This is a genomic window from Pontibacillus yanchengensis, assembly GCF_009856295.1.
In the GTDB taxonomy this organism is placed as follows: domain Bacteria; phylum Bacillota; class Bacilli; order Bacillales; family BH030062; genus Pontibacillus; species Pontibacillus yanchengensis_A.
In genome coordinates, this window is record NZ_WMEU01000002.1 from 166,086 (window position 1) to 182,955 (window position 16,870).

General features: G+C 39.0%; 17 protein-coding genes, 2 tRNA genes and 1 pseudogene. 19 read left to right on the top strand and 1 reads right to left on the bottom strand.

Annotated elements, in window-relative coordinates; translation table 11 throughout:
• Window positions 1–178: 178 nt before the first annotated feature.
• From GLW08_RS07965 to GLW08_RS08045, 18 genes and pseudogenes are all read left to right on the top strand, one after another.
• Window positions 179–793: a succinate dehydrogenase cytochrome b558 subunit gene (locus GLW08_RS07965; protein WP_160848072.1), complete on the top strand. Its 615-nt coding sequence runs from the start codon at window positions 179–181 to the stop codon at window positions 791–793.
• A 60-nt stretch (window positions 794–853) separates the two neighbouring features.
• Window positions 854–2,614, top strand: coding sequence for a succinate dehydrogenase flavoprotein subunit (gene sdhA, locus GLW08_RS07970; protein WP_160848073.1), 1,761 nt, complete (start codon window positions 854–856; stop codon window positions 2,612–2,614).
• A gap of 2 nt (window positions 2,615–2,616) precedes the next feature.
• A complete protein-coding gene (gene sdhB / locus GLW08_RS07975; RefSeq protein ID WP_036816682.1) occupies window positions 2,617–3,384 on the top strand; it encodes a succinate dehydrogenase iron-sulfur subunit in 768 nt (255 codons plus the stop codon).
• A 190-nt stretch (window positions 3,385–3,574) separates the two neighbouring features.
• Window positions 3,575–4,021, top strand: coding sequence for an acyl-CoA thioesterase (locus tag GLW08_RS07980; RefSeq protein WP_202406307.1), 447 nt, complete (start codon window positions 3,575–3,577; stop codon window positions 4,019–4,021).
• 347 nt (window positions 4,022–4,368) lie between these two features.
• Window positions 4,369–6,726, top strand: a complete 2,358-nt coding sequence (locus tag GLW08_RS07985; protein ID WP_160848074.1) for a sensor histidine kinase — start codon at window positions 4,369–4,371, stop codon at window positions 6,724–6,726.
• Window positions 6,723–7,379, top strand: a complete 657-nt coding sequence (locus tag GLW08_RS07990) for a response regulator transcription factor (protein ID WP_160848075.1) — start codon at window positions 6,723–6,725, stop codon at window positions 7,377–7,379. The genes GLW08_RS07985 and GLW08_RS07990 overlap by 4 nt, the downstream gene beginning before the upstream one ends.
• A 110-nt stretch (window positions 7,380–7,489) precedes the next feature.
• Window positions 7,490–7,714: a helix-turn-helix domain-containing protein gene (locus GLW08_RS07995; RefSeq protein WP_036816533.1), complete on the top strand. Its 225-nt coding sequence runs from the start codon at window positions 7,490–7,492 to the stop codon at window positions 7,712–7,714.
• Window positions 7,715–7,982: 268 nt separating this feature from the next.
• Entirely contained in the window at window positions 7,983–8,462 is a 480-nt protein-coding gene (locus GLW08_RS08000; RefSeq protein WP_160848076.1) for a MarR family winged helix-turn-helix transcriptional regulator, read from the top strand.
• Window positions 8,463–8,478: 16 nt separating this feature from the next.
• Window positions 8,479–9,276 (top strand): glutamate racemase, encoded by a 798-nt coding sequence (gene racE, locus GLW08_RS08005; protein ID WP_160848497.1) that lies wholly within the window; start codon window positions 8,479–8,481, stop codon window positions 9,274–9,276.
• Window positions 9,277–9,994: 718 nt separating this feature from the next.
• Window positions 9,995–11,089: a GerMN domain-containing protein gene (locus GLW08_RS08010; protein WP_160848077.1), complete on the top strand. Its 1,095-nt coding sequence runs from the start codon at window positions 9,995–9,997 to the stop codon at window positions 11,087–11,089.
• Window positions 11,090–11,232: 143 nt separating this feature from the next.
• Entirely contained in the window at window positions 11,233–11,991 is a 759-nt protein-coding gene (rph, locus tag GLW08_RS08015) for a ribonuclease PH (RefSeq protein ID WP_160848078.1), read from the top strand.
• A 15-nt stretch (window positions 11,992–12,006) separates the two neighbouring features.
• On the top strand, window positions 12,007–12,600 hold the full coding sequence (locus tag GLW08_RS08020) for an XTP/dITP diphosphatase (protein ID WP_160848079.1): 594 nt from the start codon (window positions 12,007–12,009) through the stop codon (window positions 12,598–12,600).
• A gap of 12 nt (window positions 12,601–12,612) precedes the next feature.
• The gene (locus GLW08_RS08025; RefSeq protein ID WP_160848080.1) at window positions 12,613–13,140 is read left to right on the top strand and encodes a YfcE family phosphodiesterase; all 528 of its coding nucleotides are present in this window, start codon (window positions 12,613–12,615) and stop codon (window positions 13,138–13,140) included.
• Between the two features lie 115 nt (window positions 13,141–13,255).
• Window positions 13,256–13,329, top strand: a tRNA-Gly gene (locus GLW08_RS08030).
• A gap of 27 nt (window positions 13,330–13,356) precedes the next feature.
• Window positions 13,357–13,430, top strand: a tRNA-Arg gene (locus tag GLW08_RS08035).
• Window positions 13,431–13,597: 167 nt separating this feature from the next.
• Window positions 13,598–14,020 (top strand): annotated as a pseudogene (locus GLW08_RS22405) (phage integrase SAM-like domain-containing protein); the annotation flags it as partial.
• Window positions 14,021–14,644 carry a tyrosine-type recombinase/integrase gene (locus tag GLW08_RS21850; RefSeq protein ID WP_237458371.1) on the top strand — a complete coding sequence of 208 codons (624 nt, stop codon included), beginning with the start codon at window positions 14,021–14,023 and terminating at the stop codon, window positions 14,642–14,644. It abuts the pseudogene before it with no gap.
• Window positions 14,645–15,086: 442 nt separating this feature from the next.
• A complete protein-coding gene (locus GLW08_RS08045) occupies window positions 15,087–15,644 on the top strand; it encodes a site-specific integrase (RefSeq protein WP_160848082.1) in 558 nt (185 codons plus the stop codon).
• Window positions 15,645–15,883: 239 nt separating this feature from the next.
• Here the strand turns inward: GLW08_RS08045 and GLW08_RS08050 are convergent, their stop codons facing one another.
• The gene (locus GLW08_RS08050) at window positions 15,884–16,135 is read right to left on the bottom strand and encodes a helix-turn-helix domain-containing protein (protein WP_160848083.1); all 252 of its coding nucleotides are present in this window, start codon (window positions 16,133–16,135) and stop codon (window positions 15,884–15,886) included.
• 164 nt (window positions 16,136–16,299) lie between these two features.
• On the opposite strand from GLW08_RS08050, the gene GLW08_RS08055 reads away from it, so the two are divergent.
• The gene (locus GLW08_RS08055) at window positions 16,300–16,482 is read left to right on the top strand and encodes a hypothetical protein (RefSeq protein ID WP_160848084.1); all 183 of its coding nucleotides are present in this window, start codon (window positions 16,300–16,302) and stop codon (window positions 16,480–16,482) included.
• Window positions 16,483–16,870: the final 388 nt, after the last annotated feature.

A 16,870-nucleotide genomic window follows, 5' to 3' on the forward strand; every position in this document is an offset into this window, starting at 1 on the left:
CTTACAGACTATAGAAGTACAATAAACGTGTCACAAATTGTACTTTTTTACAGGCAATGTGGGGGGGATGAAAGCATACCTCTATTTTTTTAAACGTTTGTAAAGCGCTTTATTGTCTGAAAAGTGTGCATACCAAAAATAGGATTTACTTATTTATTGAGGGGGGTAAACGTCACAAATGGCAGCGAATCGAGAGTTTTTGTATCGTAGATTACATTCATTATTAGGGGTAATTCCAGTTGGAATCTTTTTAATCCAACACTTAGTTGTTAACCATTTTGCAACACGTGGACCAGAAGCATTCAACAGTGCAGCACATTTTATGGAGAATCTTCCATTTAGGATTGTGTTAGAACTATTTGTTATTTTCATCCCATTGTATTTTCACGCTATTTACGGAGTGTACATAGCTTTTACCTCCAAGAATAACGTATCGTCTTACGGATATTTCCGTAACTGGATGTTCTATCTGCAACGCATTTCAGGAATTATTACACTGATCTTCGTGACATGGCACGTATGGGAAACACGCATACAAGCAGGATTGGGAAATGTTGAAGTGAACTACGCATTAATGGAGAATATTTTGGAAAATCCATTTATGTTAGTTTTTTACATAATAGGTGTGATTTCAACAACGTTCCACTTTGCTAACGGCCTATGGTCATTTTTAGTTTCATGGGGAATCACAATGTCTCCGCGTTCTCAGGTTATATCAACGTATGTAACGTTAGGTATATTTGTATTGCTTAGTTATGTAGGAGTAGCTGCAATATTAGCATTTGCATTGTAATAAATGAAAACAATAAATGAAACGTTTGTTTTAGAGTATAAAAGGGAGTGAGTAGTAACAATGAGTAATGAAAACATCGTCGTAGTAGGCGGAGGCCTAGCTGGTCTTATGGCTACAATCAAAGCCGCTGAAGCAGGTGTACATGTAGATTTATTATCTCTTGTACCTGTTAAACGTTCTCACTCTGTATGTGCGCAAGGTGGAATCAATGGAGCGGTTAATACCAAAGGGGAGGGTGACTCTCCTTGGGAACACTTTGATGATACAGTATATGGTGGTGACTTCTTAGCAAATCAACCACCAGTAAAAGCAATGTGTGAGGCAGCACCAAGCATTATTCACATGTTAGACCGTATGGGAGTTATGTTTAACCGGACACCAGAAGGTCTGCTTGATTTCCGTCGCTTTGGTGGTACTCAACATCACCGTACTGCATATGCAGGAGCAACAACAGGTCAACAATTACTGTATGCACTTGATGAGCAAGTTCGCCGTCATGAAGTCGCAGGTCTTGTAACAAAATATGAAGGATGGGAATTTTTATCCTCTGTAGTTGATGAATCCGGTGTTAGCCGTGGAGTTATGGCTCAGAATATGACAACACATGAAATCCGTTCCTTCAGAGCTGATGCAACCATTATAGCTACAGGTGGACCTGGTATCATCTTTGGTAAATCAACAAACTCTGTTATAAACACAGGTTCTGCAGCATCAGCTCTATACCAACAAGGTGCTGTTTATGCAAACGGTGAGTTTATTCAAATTCACCCAACCGCAATCCCTGGAGACGATAAACTTCGTCTTATGAGTGAATCAGCACGTGGTGAAGGTGGACGAGTGTGGACGTATAAAGATGGCGAGCCTTGGTATTTCTTAGAAGAGAAATATCCTGCGTACGGTAACCTAGTACCTCGTGATATCGCAACACGTGAGATATTTGATGTTTGTGTAAATCAGAAACTTGGAATTAATGGAGAAAACATGGTTTATCTTGATCTTTCTCACAAGGATTCCAAAGAGCTTGATGTTAAACTAGGCGGCATCATTGAAATTTATGAAAAATTTGTAGGGGATGACCCGCGTAAAGTTCCAATGAAGATATTCCCTGCTGTCCACTATTCTATGGGTGGATTGTATGTCGATTACGATCAAATGACGACCATTCCAGGAGTGTTTGCAGCTGGAGAATGCGACTTCACTCAACATGGTGGTAACCGTTTAGGTGCTAACTCTCTTCTATCATCAATTTATGGTGGTATGGTTTCAGGTCCAAATGCAGTGAAGTACATTCAAGGTTTAGATAAAGTAGCAGAAGACATGTCTTCGAAGCTGTTTGATGATAAACTAAAAGAAGAGCAAGAGAAGTTCGATGCTATTATGAATATGAACGGTTCAGAGAACGCTTATCAAATCCACAAAGAACTTGGTGAGTGGATGACCGATAACGTAACAGTAGTCCGTAAAAATGATAAATTGCTTGAAACAGATAAGAAAATTCAAGAATTACAAGAGCGTTTTAATGATATAAACGTAAATGACACCACTCGTTGGAGTAACCAAGGCGCAATGTTTATTCGTCAGTTAGAAAACATGTTGCACCTGGCTAGGGTTATCACTATTGGTGCTTATAACCGTAACGAAAGCCGTGGAGCTCACTTTAAACCAGATCACCCTGATCGTAATGATGAAGAATGGTTAAAAACAACAAAAGCATCTTTCAATGCTGAAAAGAATGCTCCGGAATTCAGTTACGAGGATGTAGATACTTCCTTTATTGAGCCACGGAAACGAGACTATTCTAAGAGCAAAGGGGGTAACTAATAATGAGTGAAGACAAACAAGTTACACTTATTGTGACGCGACAAGACGATCCGGAATCAGCACCGTATGATGAAACGTTTAAAATTCCATACCGTAACAACATGAACGTGATTTCAGCCCTTATGGAAGTTCGTCGTAACCCTGTTAATGCAAATGGAGAAGCAACCACCCCTGTATATTGGGATATGGGTTGCTTGGAGGAAGTTTGTGGCGCATGCTCTATGATTATCAACGGAAAACCTCGTCAGTCATGTACGGCATTAGTAGATCAGCTTGAGCAACCTATTCGTCTAGCGCCTATGTCTACTTTCCCAGTTATGCGTGACCTTGGTGTCGATCGTAGTCGTATGTTTGATTCCTTGAAAAAGGTGAAAGCATGGGTGCCAATTGATGGTACATACGACCTTGGACCAGGGCCTAAAATGGCTGAAAATAAGCGTCAATGGGCATATGAGCTATCAAAGTGTATGACGTGCGGTGTTTGTTTAGAAGCATGTCCGAATGTGAATAGTAAATCCGATTTCATAGGTCCTGCAGCTATCTCTCAGGTTCGTTTATTTAACTCCCACCCAACAGGTGCAATGAATAAAAATGAACGTTTAGAAGCATTAATGGGAGAAGGCGGCTTAGCTGAATGTGGTAACTCTCAGAACTGTGTTCAGTCTTGCCCTAAAGGTATTCCTTTAACAACATCCATCGCTTCTATGAACCGTGAGACTGCATTACATTCCTTCAAAAGCTTCTTTGGAAGTGACCACGAAGTAGAATAAGAGTATAGTCAAAATCGGATACGCTGGATATTTTTTAACTCCAGGATAGTAAGTAAAGGAAGTTTAAAGGATCCTGACATGTCACCAGATGTGTCAGGATTTTTCTATGTTGTAATATACACATGGACGAAAGTTCTATATCAGCAAGGCAATACATATAGAAAAACGTTTGAAGCTAAGGAGGAAAATAATGAAAAAGATCTCTTATATTGAAAAACCAGAGGAATGGGAGAAGGACTTTATGTTTCATGTTCCGATTAAAGTACGATTTTCAGAAACGGATATGTTTGGTCATATGAACAATACTGCTCCGTTTATATATTTTGAGGAAGCTAGAATTGAATTTATGAAATCTATTGGAATCTTTGACATTGCAAGCTCAGAAATGGAGAGTATTCCGGTTGTAGCAGATTTACAATGTGATTTTCATCAACAAATTTACTTTGATGATCAACTTACATTGTACGTGAAGGTAAACCATATAGGTACAACTTCATATGATCTTCACTATATGGCTCTTAATCGAAGTCAACAACCATGTTTAACTGGTAGAGGAAGAATTGTTCAAATCAACCAAGATACAGGGAAACCTGTCGAAATTCCCCAGGAAATAAAGGGGCTACTTGTTACAAAATAATCGATTAGGATATGATAAGGTCAGGACAAATTTCCTGGCTTTTTTCGTTGTCTAAGAAATTATAAAATGTCGGCTTGTGCATAACTAAATAAGTTATAGAGGCCACGTCCAGCAAGCGCCCAGCGACCAAAATTCCTGCACCTCCTTACGATAAGTCAACATCGAATGCTTGCGCTCTTCGTGTTTCCTGTATCTCATACGAGATAGAGGAAGTTCGATTAAAATCGTTGCCAGGCAGCAACATCGAACCAACCCACGTCCTGTGGGCATCAGTTTGTACGTCGCTAACTGGGCGCCCTGAGCTTTTGTTCTTCTTTTAATTATGTAAGGAAAGAGGTAATTTTATTATGAAGAAAACAAACACATTCATTCAAAAGAATAAGATATATTTCATTCCCATTATATTCTTGCTTCTTTCTATTTATCTTATTACTGTTATATTAAAGTATCCTTATATCGGTGTTACTGTAGATGAGAATCCTAATAACCAATGGGTTGTTTCAGATATAGCTCCTCATAGTTGGGCAGATAAAAATAATATTAAAGAGGGAACCGTGGTGGAATTAATAGATGGGGTGAATCCCGGAGAATATTCGACTGTCCAATTGTTTGAAACGGTTGAAAAGGCATCCACTATTACGATGCATCTTAACGAATCAACAACCTTCACTCAAATTGAGGAAGAGGTTAGTTTAGATCAGTGGCTCTTCTATATTATATTTCCATCTGTATTTATGGTGATAATGTTACTTCTCTCTGTATTCATTCTTATACATAAAAAACATAGTCAGGCAGGACAAAAACTAATCTTATTCTTTCTTGCTTTAGGTCTTGCTTATCTAGCAGGAAGCGGGACCGCTAGAGGGGAATATATCTCTTCCTTAATAAATACATTTATGTTCCTTTCTACCCCGGCACTATTATTGCAATTCATTGATCATTATTTTAAAGAGTTAAATAAAACGTGGTTTTCTAGTCGTATTTATCAGTTTATGATAGTGATGGTTATCGTCATAACTGTGATTGAAGCCATATTCTTTTTTATCCACGTTTATCCTAATTGGTATGCTAGCTTTATCTCTGTTACGTTTGTTTTATTTGCACTCTTGGCATTTAGCGTGATTTTTAAAGGGTTTTTTATCTATAAAGAGTCAGAATACGCTCCAATCTTACAGTACTTGATTTTTGGACTAGTTTCATCGTTTGTCCCATTTACGTTTTTCTCACTTATACCTCAATATTTATTTGGAGTCACGCTTTTATCAGCTGAAATAGCCCTGCTATTCTTATTAACGCTTCCTCTAACATTCATTTATCTTATTAGTGCACAACGCCTATTTGATATTGATTTTGTTATAGGAAGAGTGCGTTATTATGCATACGTATCCATTATTCCTACAGTATTGTTGTTATTAATAATTATGATTGTTGTAGATTATGACTGGCATATTAAGCATGTATTTCAGCTATTCTTTAGCATTATAAATGTACTTATTGTGTTCTTGTATATAAAAGAAATATTTGATTTTCGAATCCAAAGAAATCTATTCGCTGAAAAAAACAACTACCACCAAAGTTTGCAACGATTTGTTCAGGAAATGAAGAAGGAAACAAATGCTATTGATTTATTTAAACGATTGAAACGTGAGTTAATAGATGTGATTGGGGTCGAGAATATATTTATATATTCTAAAAATACAATTTCTAATTATTATTGTGTGTATTATCCTATTGATGGAGATTTAATGGCAGAATGTGAGCAAAGGGTAAGGGAAACAAATGCTGAAGCGGGCACACTAGTAAATCTGAAAGTGCATGAGGGGTATGTATTAATTATAGGACATACCATTAGCAAGATAACCTATTTATATTGTTCAGAGAAACCAAATAAAACAGTATTGAACATTGATGAAAAGGCTTATTTACAAACCATGGCCTATAACACTCATATTGCGTTAGAGAATCTTTTACTAATTGAGGATTTGTTTCAAGAGCTTCAACATATGAAGAATGACGACCAGCAGAAATATCCTTCATGGCTTTCGAGGCTATTGTTTTCCTTATCAGATAATCAAAGGAAGCAAATAGCAGTTGACTTACACGACTCTGTTTTACAGGAACAACTGTATATATATAGACAAATGGATGACTTTATTAATCGGTATCATGATCAATTGCTTCCTGAGGTGTTGGATAAGTTAATCTTATTTAAGGAGCAAATGTTAGATAACATCCATTTGATTCGAGAGACTTGTAACGAACTTAGGCCACCTTTTTTAGAAGAGTTAGGTCTTGTGGCATCGTTAGGTAATTTAATCAATCAGTATCAACTCAGATCTAACTTTACGGTCCAATTTGATAGTAGTAAGTTTCAAGCAGAACTAGACAATGAATATATTTTAGGTATCTACCGTATCGTTCAAGAGCTATTAACAAATGCAATGAAACATTCTAAAGCAGATAAAGTCCTGTTAATTTTGAAGAATAACGAAGAAAATGTAGAACTCCAATATATGGATAATGGAGTCGGGATGGATATGGATAATAAAGTTGAAACATTCTCCCATATGGGACTTTCTGGAATTGAACAGAGAGTAAATGGTCTTAATGGTCAATTCCAGGTAGAAACCAAGCCTAATGAGGGTTTTAGGTTAACAATCATTTTCTATAAAGCGACTATGAATGATGGAAGGGGATCTATATGATTCGAATCTTAATAGTAGATGATCACCCTGCTGTTGGTACAGGGACCAAGACTTTGCTAGAACAAGAAGATGATATGGAAGTAGACGTCATATCTGATAGTTTACAAACTGAAAACCAATTAAACGAAAAAACATATGATGTATTGTTATTAGATTTATATATGCCAGGATTAAATGGTATTGAATTGTCCAAGCAAATCAAAACAGCATATCCAGATATGAAGGTTTTGATTTATACAGGTTTTGACTTAAGTACACATTTTAATCTACTGGTCGAATCCAATATCTCTGGTTTTGTTAGTAAAACTGCCTCAAAGGAACAGCTCGTCACAGCGATACACTGTGCTTTAAGAGAAGAAGTGGTGGTTCCATTACACTTGTTTAAACAATTGCGTCGTGCGGAAGCAAAAGTGAATGATACCAATTCAGAAGGAGATGAGAAAGTTCTTGCAATTTCTCTTAACGAGAAGGAGCATAATATTTTAAATGAGGTATCAAAAGGGTACACCAATAAGCATATAGCTCAAAACCTTCATATGTCTCAGCGAAGTGTAGAATATACATTAACCGGTATTTTTAACAAACTGGAAGTCCGTTCAAGAACGGAAGCTTTAATGAAAGCCAAGGAGCTTGGATTGATTTCAGAAATATAAAATTTGGATACCTTTATTTGGAACGGCTGCGCTTACACCTTCATAAGATATAAAGACTAAATAACTACCCTCGTTCATGCAGCTCTATGTCAGCAAGGAGGGGTTAATGCTTGAAGGAGAAAGACTATAAGCCGAAGCAACTACTGACGAAACGGGAAAAAGAAGTCTTTGAATTGCTAGTGCAAGACAAGACAACGAAAGATATTGCCCAGGAACTTTTTATTTCAGAAAAGACTGTGCGAAATCATATTTCAAACGCTATGCAAAAGCTGGGCGTTAAGGGGCGTTCTCAGGCTGTTGTTGAGCTCCTTCGCATGGGGGAACTCAAGCTATAGTGGAGGGCCGACTTTCTACGGGAAGTCGGTTTTTATTTCAATTTCAGAAAGTTTAAACCTTCTGATGGAACAAATGATTACTGCAATTAAAATTATATACGTAATGGGTATATCACTAGTCATGATTGAGCTTTTCTTAACCACCTTAAGAAAGTGTGAGCGTTTACTCGATAAAGATTACCGACTTAAACAACAGTATGTTCTTGCAATTTTCAGTAAAAACCGTAACAATTAATTTATTGAGTGATTTTTTGAGGAGGAAAGCCTTTTGAATCAGAGTACAGTCACAGAAGATAAAATTGCCGATATAGAAAAAAAATTACGGCATATATCAGGAATTATTAAGCAAAAAGGAAGGGAAATCTTAAATCACTATCCTATAACACCTCCACAATTTGTAGCATTACAATGGTTACTGGAATCAGGTGATATGACAATAGGAGAGTTATCGAATCAAATACATCTTGCGTGTAGCACTACTACTGATTTAGTGGATCGCATGGAGAAGAATGGGCTAGTAGAGCGTGTACGAGACCCAAATGATCGCCGTGTGGTTCGAATTCACCTTCTGGAGAAAGGTGAATCGATTATTCATGAGGTGATTGAAAAACGACAGGCGTATTTAGAACATGTGCTACGAAGTTTTTCAGGTGACCAAATCGATTTATTTCGTGGTCTATTAAACTCTATGCATGATGAAATGACAGTGATTCAGCAAGAAAATCAGGCGAACAACGAGAATTCATAAAAAGAGGCGATAGATGTTGGACCGACCTATAGGAGTTATTGATTCAGGAGTAGGCGGAATGACCGTAGCTAAAGAGTTAATGAGACAACTTCCTAACGAAGAGTTAATTTATTTAGGGGATACTTTACGATGCCCCTATGGTCCTAGGCCAAAGGATGAAGTTGTAAAATATACATGGCAAATGGTTCGTTTTCTACTTGATAGAGATATCAAAATGCTAGTCATTGCATGTAATACAGCTACAGCGTTCACATTGGAAGAGTTAAAGAATGAGTTGGATATTCCTGTGATTGGGGTTATTCAACCAGGAGCAAGAGCTGCTATTAAAACCTCTGAGAACCTACATATTGGTGTAATAGGTACGGAGGGGACAATTGATAGTAAAGCTTATACGAATGCGCTTAAGCATATAAATCCGAATATTTTTGTGAATGATTTAGCATGCCCATCCTTTGTGCCAATGGTAGAACAGGGAATCTTTACAGGGCCAAGGGCGAAGCATGTGGTTTCAGAAACTTTAGAACCGATGAAGCAAGCGAATCATATTGATACATTAATATTAGGATGTACACACTATCCGCTTTTGCAGGATACGATTCAAGAGGTAATGGGAGAAGAAATCACCATTATTTGTTCTGGCGATGAAACAGCTAGAGAAGTAAGTGTTATCTTAGATTACTATCAAACTCTTTACTATGGTGACCGCATTCCTCAGCATCAATTTTATGCAACAGGTGACCGAGAACTTTTTGAAAAAATAGCAAATGAATGGTTTGAAGAACCAATAGGATTCATCGAAGTAATTGAACTATAATTTTACTAACAATCTGCTATCTATAAGGTGGCAGATTGTTTTTGGTGGAATGTTATATTAACCATTTTCTTAGCTTCGTACACTGGAATGCCCAATTATGTGTTATTCAAGAATAGAGGCATAATCTTGAAGACTTGGAATAGAGATAGTTTGGGGGAGTGGGATGTTTCCGTAGATTAAAGGTGGCCGTGGAACAACTGGCATCCTGCCGGCGAGAGTCTCCTTGTTCCACGGCCACCTCCTGCGATGTTGGGAGAAATGGAAACATTGCGAAGTTAGAGAGGTTGAGGTATTTGAATATCTTCTGACGGTCTACACCCTAGTAAGTTCTAGTATAACAATTGGTTCATAACAAAAAATTCTTTGGCAAGAAAGCTAATGAACATTTAGTTAGCTGCTTGTAAAAAATAAAGTTTTATTTGTCCGTAAGATCTACCCAAAGAGGGATTTTTACTAAAAATAAGGGCTTATATGTTCTTTCGGGAGACATACAACATTTGGCCGCGCGTCTGTGAAGGCTCACCAGCTCGCCCGCAGGAAAGCGAGTTGCTTCACCGTAACCCCCTTCCACTTTTCAAGTATCGGACCCATCACCTCTTAAATATATTTCGAACGCTAAGTAAAACTATGCATGCTCATAAAATTTCGCCTAAGCTGGTCTAATTTTATTTATGGCTCGTATATATGGTAGTACAAACCATCATAGGAGGCGAAAAACATGCGAAAGCGTGCTATGTTATTTATGGGTATGTTTGCAAGTGTCACACTGCTATCGGGGTGTGTTTTTCAAGGGGAACAATCGTTAGAAGATATGGATACTCCACCAGAAGAAGTCAGTGAGCAGGCAGGAGAGAATGCTGAGCAAAATGTTTCTTCTGATGAAAATGCAGAAAACACGAATCAAGAAAAACAAGAGGTTGTTGTTTCCGAAACAGTTGATCGTCAATTATACTTGTTAGATGAGAATGGTATGGTAGTTCCGCAGACCTTACCATTACCTGAAGCAGAGTCTAACGAAGTAGCCCAACAAGTTCTTGAATACTTAGTAAAAGGTGGTCCAGTGACAGAGGTGCTTCCTAGTGGATTCCAAGCGGTATTACCTGCTGGAACTGAAGTGAATGGATTGAACTTGAAAGATGATGGCACCCTTGTAGTCGATGTGTCTAAAGAATTTACAGGTTATCGTGCTGAGGATGAATTGAAAATTTTGCAGTCATTAACCTACACTCTGACTCAATTCGATAGTGTGAACAAAATAAAATTACAAATTAATGGCTACGAAACAGATGTGATGCCGGTGAATAGTACACCGATATCTGATGGATATTCAAGAGCAAATGGTATAAATATTCATGTTGGCGATGTTGCAGATTTAACTAAAAGTGAATCTGTTACAGTCTATTATCCAGCACAGCATGACGATCAGTATTATTATGTACCAGTAACAAAACGAATTGATGCTTCAGAAGATAATATGTATGAAGCCATTGTTCAATCTTTGGTGGAAGGTCCTGATTACCAATTGAACTTGTTGAATGTGTTTAATCAAGACGTAAAGCTTATGGATAAACCATCCTATGAAGATGGGGTTCTTACATTGACATTTAATGAAAATGTACTTAGTAATTTTGAAGATCAATCGATATTATCAACTAAAGTAATGGATTCTTTAGTTCTATCTCTTACTGAACAACCTGGGGTAGAAGCAGTGTCAGTTAAGGTTGAGAATTTTGATCAAGTATTCTCAGAGGAAGGTTCAGTTATTGCAGAACCTGTTTCCCGACCTCAAATGGTAAACACAAGTAGTTTTTAAATGAATGAAATGGGTTATAATATAATGAAGACAAAGAGGCTAAAATTTACTAGCCTCTTTTTTTATTCCTAATCATGTTCTATTTAAACTTTCGCTGTAAAATATGTTACCATGAGCAAGGATAGATGAAGGAGGAGCAAGTAATGAGAACGGATGAACGTAAAGAAAATGAACTAAGACCAATACATATGGAAGCAGGTTATGTAAAGCACCCTGAAGGGTCTATACTTATAACCGTTGGTGATACAAAAGTAATTTGTAATGCAAGTATTGAAGATCGTGTCCCTCCTTTTATGAGAGGTCAAGGGAAAGGCTGGGTTACAGCAGAATATGCAATGCTACCTAGGGCTACTCAACAGCGAAACATTCGTGAATCATCGAAGGGGAAAGTCTCTGGACGTACAATGGAAATCCAACGCTTAATTGGTCGTGCGTTACGAGCAGTGGTGGACCTTGAGAAATTTGGCGAGCGCACCCTTTGGATTGACTGTGATGTTATCCAAGCAGATGGTGGTACACGTACAGCATCTATAACTGGTGCCTATGTGGCTATGGTTTTGGCTTTTGGGAAGTTAGTAGAAAATGGTACGATAAAAGAACTACCAATTAAAGATTATCTCGCAGCTACTTCTGTTGGGGTATTATCAAATGGAAGTGAGATATTGGATCTTTGCTATGAAGAAGATTCAGAAGCACAAGTAGATATGAATGTAGTCATGACTGGTAATGGAGAATTTGTTGAGTTACAAGGTACAGGAGAAGAAGCTACGTTCTCTTATACACAACTTCAGAAAATGCTTGAATTAGCACAGTCAGGGGTAAAAGAGTTATTTGATAAGCAAAAAGAAATCATGGGAGAATGGACAGCCCATATAGATCGTAACCGTAATCAATCTTCTTAAAAAGGATAATGTGTAATGAAAAAATTGATTGTGGCCACTAAGAACCAAGGGAAAGTAAACGAGTTTCGTGAAATGTTTTCAAAATATGGTATAGAGACATATTCTCTCAATGATCTAGATACGCATATACCAGATGTTGAGGAAACAGGCACGACATTTGAAGAAAATGCTCAATTAAAAGCTGAAACCATAGCAGACTTACTCCAGGTACCAGTGCTAGCAGATGATTCTGGTTTGGAAGTTGATGCATTAAACAAAAGACCTGGAGTATTTTCTGCAAGGTTTGCAGGAGAAGACAAAGATGATCATCGTAATCTTGAAAAGGTACTGGATGAATTAAAGAGCATTGAGAATCGTGAGGCAAGGTTTGTATGTGCACTGGCTTTAGCAATACCAGGTCAAGAAACGATTTTTGAACGAGGTACGTGTGAGGGAATGATTGCGACGAAATCCTATGGAGATAGAGGATTTGGTTATGACCCTATTTTTATCCCTCGAGGGTATGAGGAAACGTTTGCGCAACTCCCTTCAGATGTAAAAAATCAAATGAGCCATCGTAGTAGAGCGATACAACAAATGGAGACCTCCATCCAGAACATTTTAACGTAAGGGGAGATCACCGTGCCAAAAGTATTAATCATTAGTGATAGTCATGGGCTATCAGATGAAGTACAGAAAATCAAAGATCGCCACTCAGATGAAGTGGATAGCATGATCCACTGCGGCGACTCAGAGTTACCTTTTGATGATGAAGCAATGAATCAGTTTCAAAAGGTGCAAGGAAATTGTGATATGGATGAACGGTATCAAGAAGAATTAGATTTCACTATAGGTGATTTAACATTTTTTGTGACGCATGGACACCTATTCCGTGTAAAATCCACTCTAATGCCATTGTCTTACCGTGCAGATGAACTTGGAGCTCAAGTGATTTGCTTTGGTCACTCGCATACTGCTGGAGTGGAAATGGTAGACGGCAAGTTATTTATTAACCCAGGAAGCATTCGCTTACCAAGGGGGATTACCGAGAAAACATATGCAACCCTGTACTGGGAGGATCCCTCTGTCGTTACGGTAGAATTCTTTACAGATCAAGGTGTAGTTATACCGGATTTGACCTATACTGCAGATTTTCAGGCAGAAGATTAAATTCTTCTGCCTGAAACCATTGACATTTTGCTTATAAATTCATATAATTATTTTTGTTCGCTTCACACACGAAGCAAAAGATAAAAACATACTATAACATAAGAGATTTTCAATTGCGGGTGTAGTTTAGTGGTAAAACCTCAGCCTTCCAAGCTGATGTCGTGGGTTCGATTCCCATCACCCGCTCCATACATAAATACAAACTAATAATAAAATGTCCCAGTAGCTCAGCAGGATAGAGCAACGGCCTTCTAAGCCGTAGGTCGGGAGTTCGAATCTCTCCTGGGACACTTTCGCGTATGATATCCCGTCATTACGGCGTTTGACCATCGAATAATGATCCGTTGATTGTTTTCGAAATGGTTGCCGTAATGGCGGGATTTTTCGTATGTATGTCGGACTAAGACGCTTCCCTACGTAGGACTCACTAGAGTCAGCGAAAGGGAGCGTTTTTAATATGGCGAGAAAGTTTGTGGGAGAGAGGCGTCCGACGGCCGGTCAAAGAGTCCGACGGAGTACCGATGTCCCACGTACAGAATTTAACGAGGTTGATTATACGATTGAAGAGGCGTTAGAAATCTTTATTCAAGCGAAAGAAGCCGAAGGTGTTAGGGAGCGCACTATTAAGGACTATCGGAGTCATATCGAATATCTAAAAACCTTCGTAGATAGTGAGGCGTTTTATATCTCCGAGTTAACCTCGCAGCTTATCCGTAAGTATGTTAACTATTTACTGCGTGATAGAAAGGCGTATGAAGGCGATGAGAGGCGCGAAAAGGTATCGAAAGGGTTATCTCCTAATACGGTTAATATGCGTCTTAGAACGCTTAAAACGATGTGTCGCTTTTGGTATGCGGAGGGTATGATCGAAAGTAATCCGATGAAGAACGTTAAACCCGTTCGCTCCGATCAAGAAGACGAGGTAGAAGGGCTATCCGACGATGTAGTCGATAAGATACTCCGATATTATGACGAGAGACAGTTCGCAGAGTGGCGTGATAAGACGCTGGTGCTCTTACTTTTAGATACGGGGCTACGCATATCAGAAGCCGTAAATTTAACGATAGAGCAAATCGACATTAAGTCGTTAGAAATTACCGTACCTTCTCAAGTCGCTAAGAATCGCAAATATAGGGACGTACCTATTACGCACCAAGTAGCGAAGCGTCTAAGGGATTTACACGCCGAGTCTCAGTTATATTTCGGAGATACCGACCGGATTTTCATGAACGCTTACGGCGAGCCCTTTACAGACGACGCTTTCCGGAGAAGGTTAAATCGACTAAAAAAGAAGTTAGATATACCGCGATTACACCCGCACCAATTCCGGCATACATTCTGTCGTAATTACCTACTAGCGGGCGGCGATGTCTTCACCTTACAGAAAATCGTGGACCATGCAGACATCAAAACAACGAGGAAATACGTACAGATGGACCGCGAGCATATTAAGCAACAACACAATAAACACTCGCCAGTACGGCGTTATTTAAGTCGCTCATAGTGGGCGGCTTTTTTACGTGTAACATCGGAATAAAGTGTAAAATTACACCTTCGTTTACTTCCGATTGCCTCCGTTTAATCCTGTGGATAAGTACGTTAAACCCCGTCATATAAGGCGTGTAGGCTGCGGGTAACTACGGAGGAATGGCGGGGAATGTGCGGGGGAGTTCGCGGTTAGTCCGTAGTTACGCTGTGATACCGACGTATGAGTCCGTGGTGCTGACTGCTCCGTATAACCTGCAACGAGGCGCTCGGGCGCGGCGGTCCAAAATATCGAGGGCTCGACGAAGGTAAACGGAGGTAAGCGCAAACTAGCCCGCCGAATGTACGAAACTGGATAAAAACGTACATACAAAACGTTGACTTCTCGGCGTTTATTGAATATACTTGTATTAACGATATAATAACGTACATTCAACGTACGAAAACGGAGGTTATTGACGATGGCTGATAAGGAGAAAAACGTTCAACCTTTACGCACTTCGGCGGAAATAGACGAGATGAAATGGGCGCTTAGGCGCTTTTGTTCCGAGAGGGATCGCTTCCTATTTAGCTTCGGAATAAACACGGGCTTACGGGTTAGCGATATAGTCCCGCTAACAGTCGGAGATGTACGTAATAAAACCCACGTAATTAAGCGAGAGAAGAAGACGGGGAAGGCTCGTAGGTTCTACTTAAACCAGGCGCTTAGAGCGGACATAGACGCTTATATTAGCGGACTGGACGACGCCGAATATCTCTTTCCTAGCCGTAAGGGTAACGCTCATATATCGACCACACAGGCGTATAGAACGCTCGTAAAGGCCGCCGAAATGTTAGGACGTGATGACGTAGGTAGCCATACTATGCGAAAATCGTTCGGTTATCACTACTACAAACGGACGAAGGACGTAGCTGCGTTGCAAACGTTATTCAATCATTCAGCGCCTTCTATAACGCTTAAATACATCGGCATAACAGACGAAGAAATCGAAGCAAGTCTCGAAGATTTCTCGCTGTAAACGTAGTCAAGCGGGCGGAGTTCGTCAAGTGTTCCGCCTTTACATAACCCCCAACCATACCTCTTTCTACCCCCATTCCTGGGCTCAAGACCGACTATATGATATAAAAAACCCGGACCGCTCGAAGTTTTACCCAGGCGAACCTTTTGCGTCGTACGTTCTACCTCGGAAAAATTTAGCGAAATAAATTTCAATCCGGGGTGCTGGCGACATAAAAAAAGACGTCTCGCTGGACGCCTCTACTCAGTTTCCTCCGATATATACCGAAATATATCCTCGACATTGTACCGCTTATTTATTCCCTTTTCATCCGCTAACTCATTTAACGTAGTAACGATACGCTCTAAAGTTTCGAAATTGATCGCCTTAGCTTTTTCACTTACTAAGTCGCTTATAGTATTCGGCCTAATTTTCGCCTCTACCGCAAGTTTATTCTTCGTAATATCCAGCTCCGCAAGTATATTCGCTACCGTTATCTTTATATACGGCATACTATCGCTCCTCTCGTTAATTTAACTATATTATACACTAAAACACATCATGCGTTAAACTTTTTTCGATAAAACTATTGACGTTTAACTATTTGCGTTATATTATAAGTATAACGAAACGAGATAAACTTTATTCGTTAAATTTAAAAAAAGGGGTTTTTATTATGACAGTATTAAACGCGAGCAAGGTTGAATGGATCTCTTACGATGTTAAAGGCGAGGTAGAAAGACTGCTTGGAGAAAACGAGGTATTCAAACGGAAAGCTAAAGAGGCAGCCAACGACGATGATTACGTTTATTACAACGAAAGAGCTGCCGAAATTGAAACGGAATTCTTCTCGATGTGATTAACGTAACCCGTTGATATTCCGAGCGCCTCCGCAAATTGCTTCATCGGCATTCGGTAGACTTTTCGGATTTGGTAAAACGTCTCACAATCCATAGGAAAATCGTTCATCGCCATAATGCGCTCCCCCTTTTCACTATAATTTTTTATAGTATTTTCGCTAAAAAAAGCGCTGCCTTATTTGGCAGTTACCAATTTATTAAAACCTCTTCCTATAACTAGCCGCCAAATCTACTAGTTAGGTTCATAAGGCTGTTACTTTAATAGTGATTTTTTATTTAATTGTTCACTGATTAAAAATACCTTCCCTACATTACGCTTTTTGCAGAGGTTATGTTCACTACTAAAAAGCCCTCTTCCAAACATAGCCCGTCTTATGGATAGTAGGT

Bases quoted from the DNA above. Each gene is read 5' to 3' on its own strand.
- GLW08_RS07965 (WP_160848072.1), top strand. From the start codon at position 179: ATGGCAGCGAATCGAGAGTTTTTGTATCGTAGATTACATTCATTATTA.
- sdhA (WP_160848073.1), top strand. From the start codon at position 854: ATGAGTAATGAAAACATCGTCGTAGTAGGCGGAGGCCTAGCTGGTCTT.
- sdhB (WP_036816682.1), top strand. From the start codon at position 2,617: ATGAGTGAAGACAAACAAGTTACACTTATTGTGACGCGACAAGACGAT.
- GLW08_RS07980 (WP_202406307.1), top strand. From the start codon at position 3,575: ATGAAAAAGATCTCTTATATTGAAAAACCAGAGGAATGGGAGAAGGAC.
- GLW08_RS07985 (WP_160848074.1), top strand. From the start codon at position 4,369: ATGAAGAAAACAAACACATTCATTCAAAAGAATAAGATATATTTCATT.
- GLW08_RS07990 (WP_160848075.1), top strand. From the start codon at position 6,723: ATGATTCGAATCTTAATAGTAGATGATCACCCTGCTGTTGGTACAGGG.
- GLW08_RS08010 (WP_160848077.1), top strand. From the start codon at position 9,995: ATGCGAAAGCGTGCTATGTTATTTATGGGTATGTTTGCAAGTGTCACA.
- rph (WP_160848078.1), top strand. From the start codon at position 11,233: ATGAGAACGGATGAACGTAAAGAAAATGAACTAAGACCAATACATATG.
- GLW08_RS08020 (WP_160848079.1), top strand. From the start codon at position 12,007: ATGAAAAAATTGATTGTGGCCACTAAGAACCAAGGGAAAGTAAACGAG.
- GLW08_RS21850 (WP_237458371.1), top strand. From the start codon at position 14,021: ATGAAGAACGTTAAACCCGTTCGCTCCGATCAAGAAGACGAGGTAGAA.
- GLW08_RS08045 (WP_160848082.1), top strand. From the start codon at position 15,087: ATGGCTGATAAGGAGAAAAACGTTCAACCTTTACGCACTTCGGCGGAA.
- GLW08_RS08050 (WP_160848083.1), bottom strand. From the start codon at position 16,135: ATGCCGTATATAAAGATAACGGTAGCGAATATACTTGCGGAGCTGGAT.
- GLW08_RS08055 (WP_160848084.1), top strand. From the start codon at position 16,300: ATGACAGTATTAAACGCGAGCAAGGTTGAATGGATCTCTTACGATGTT.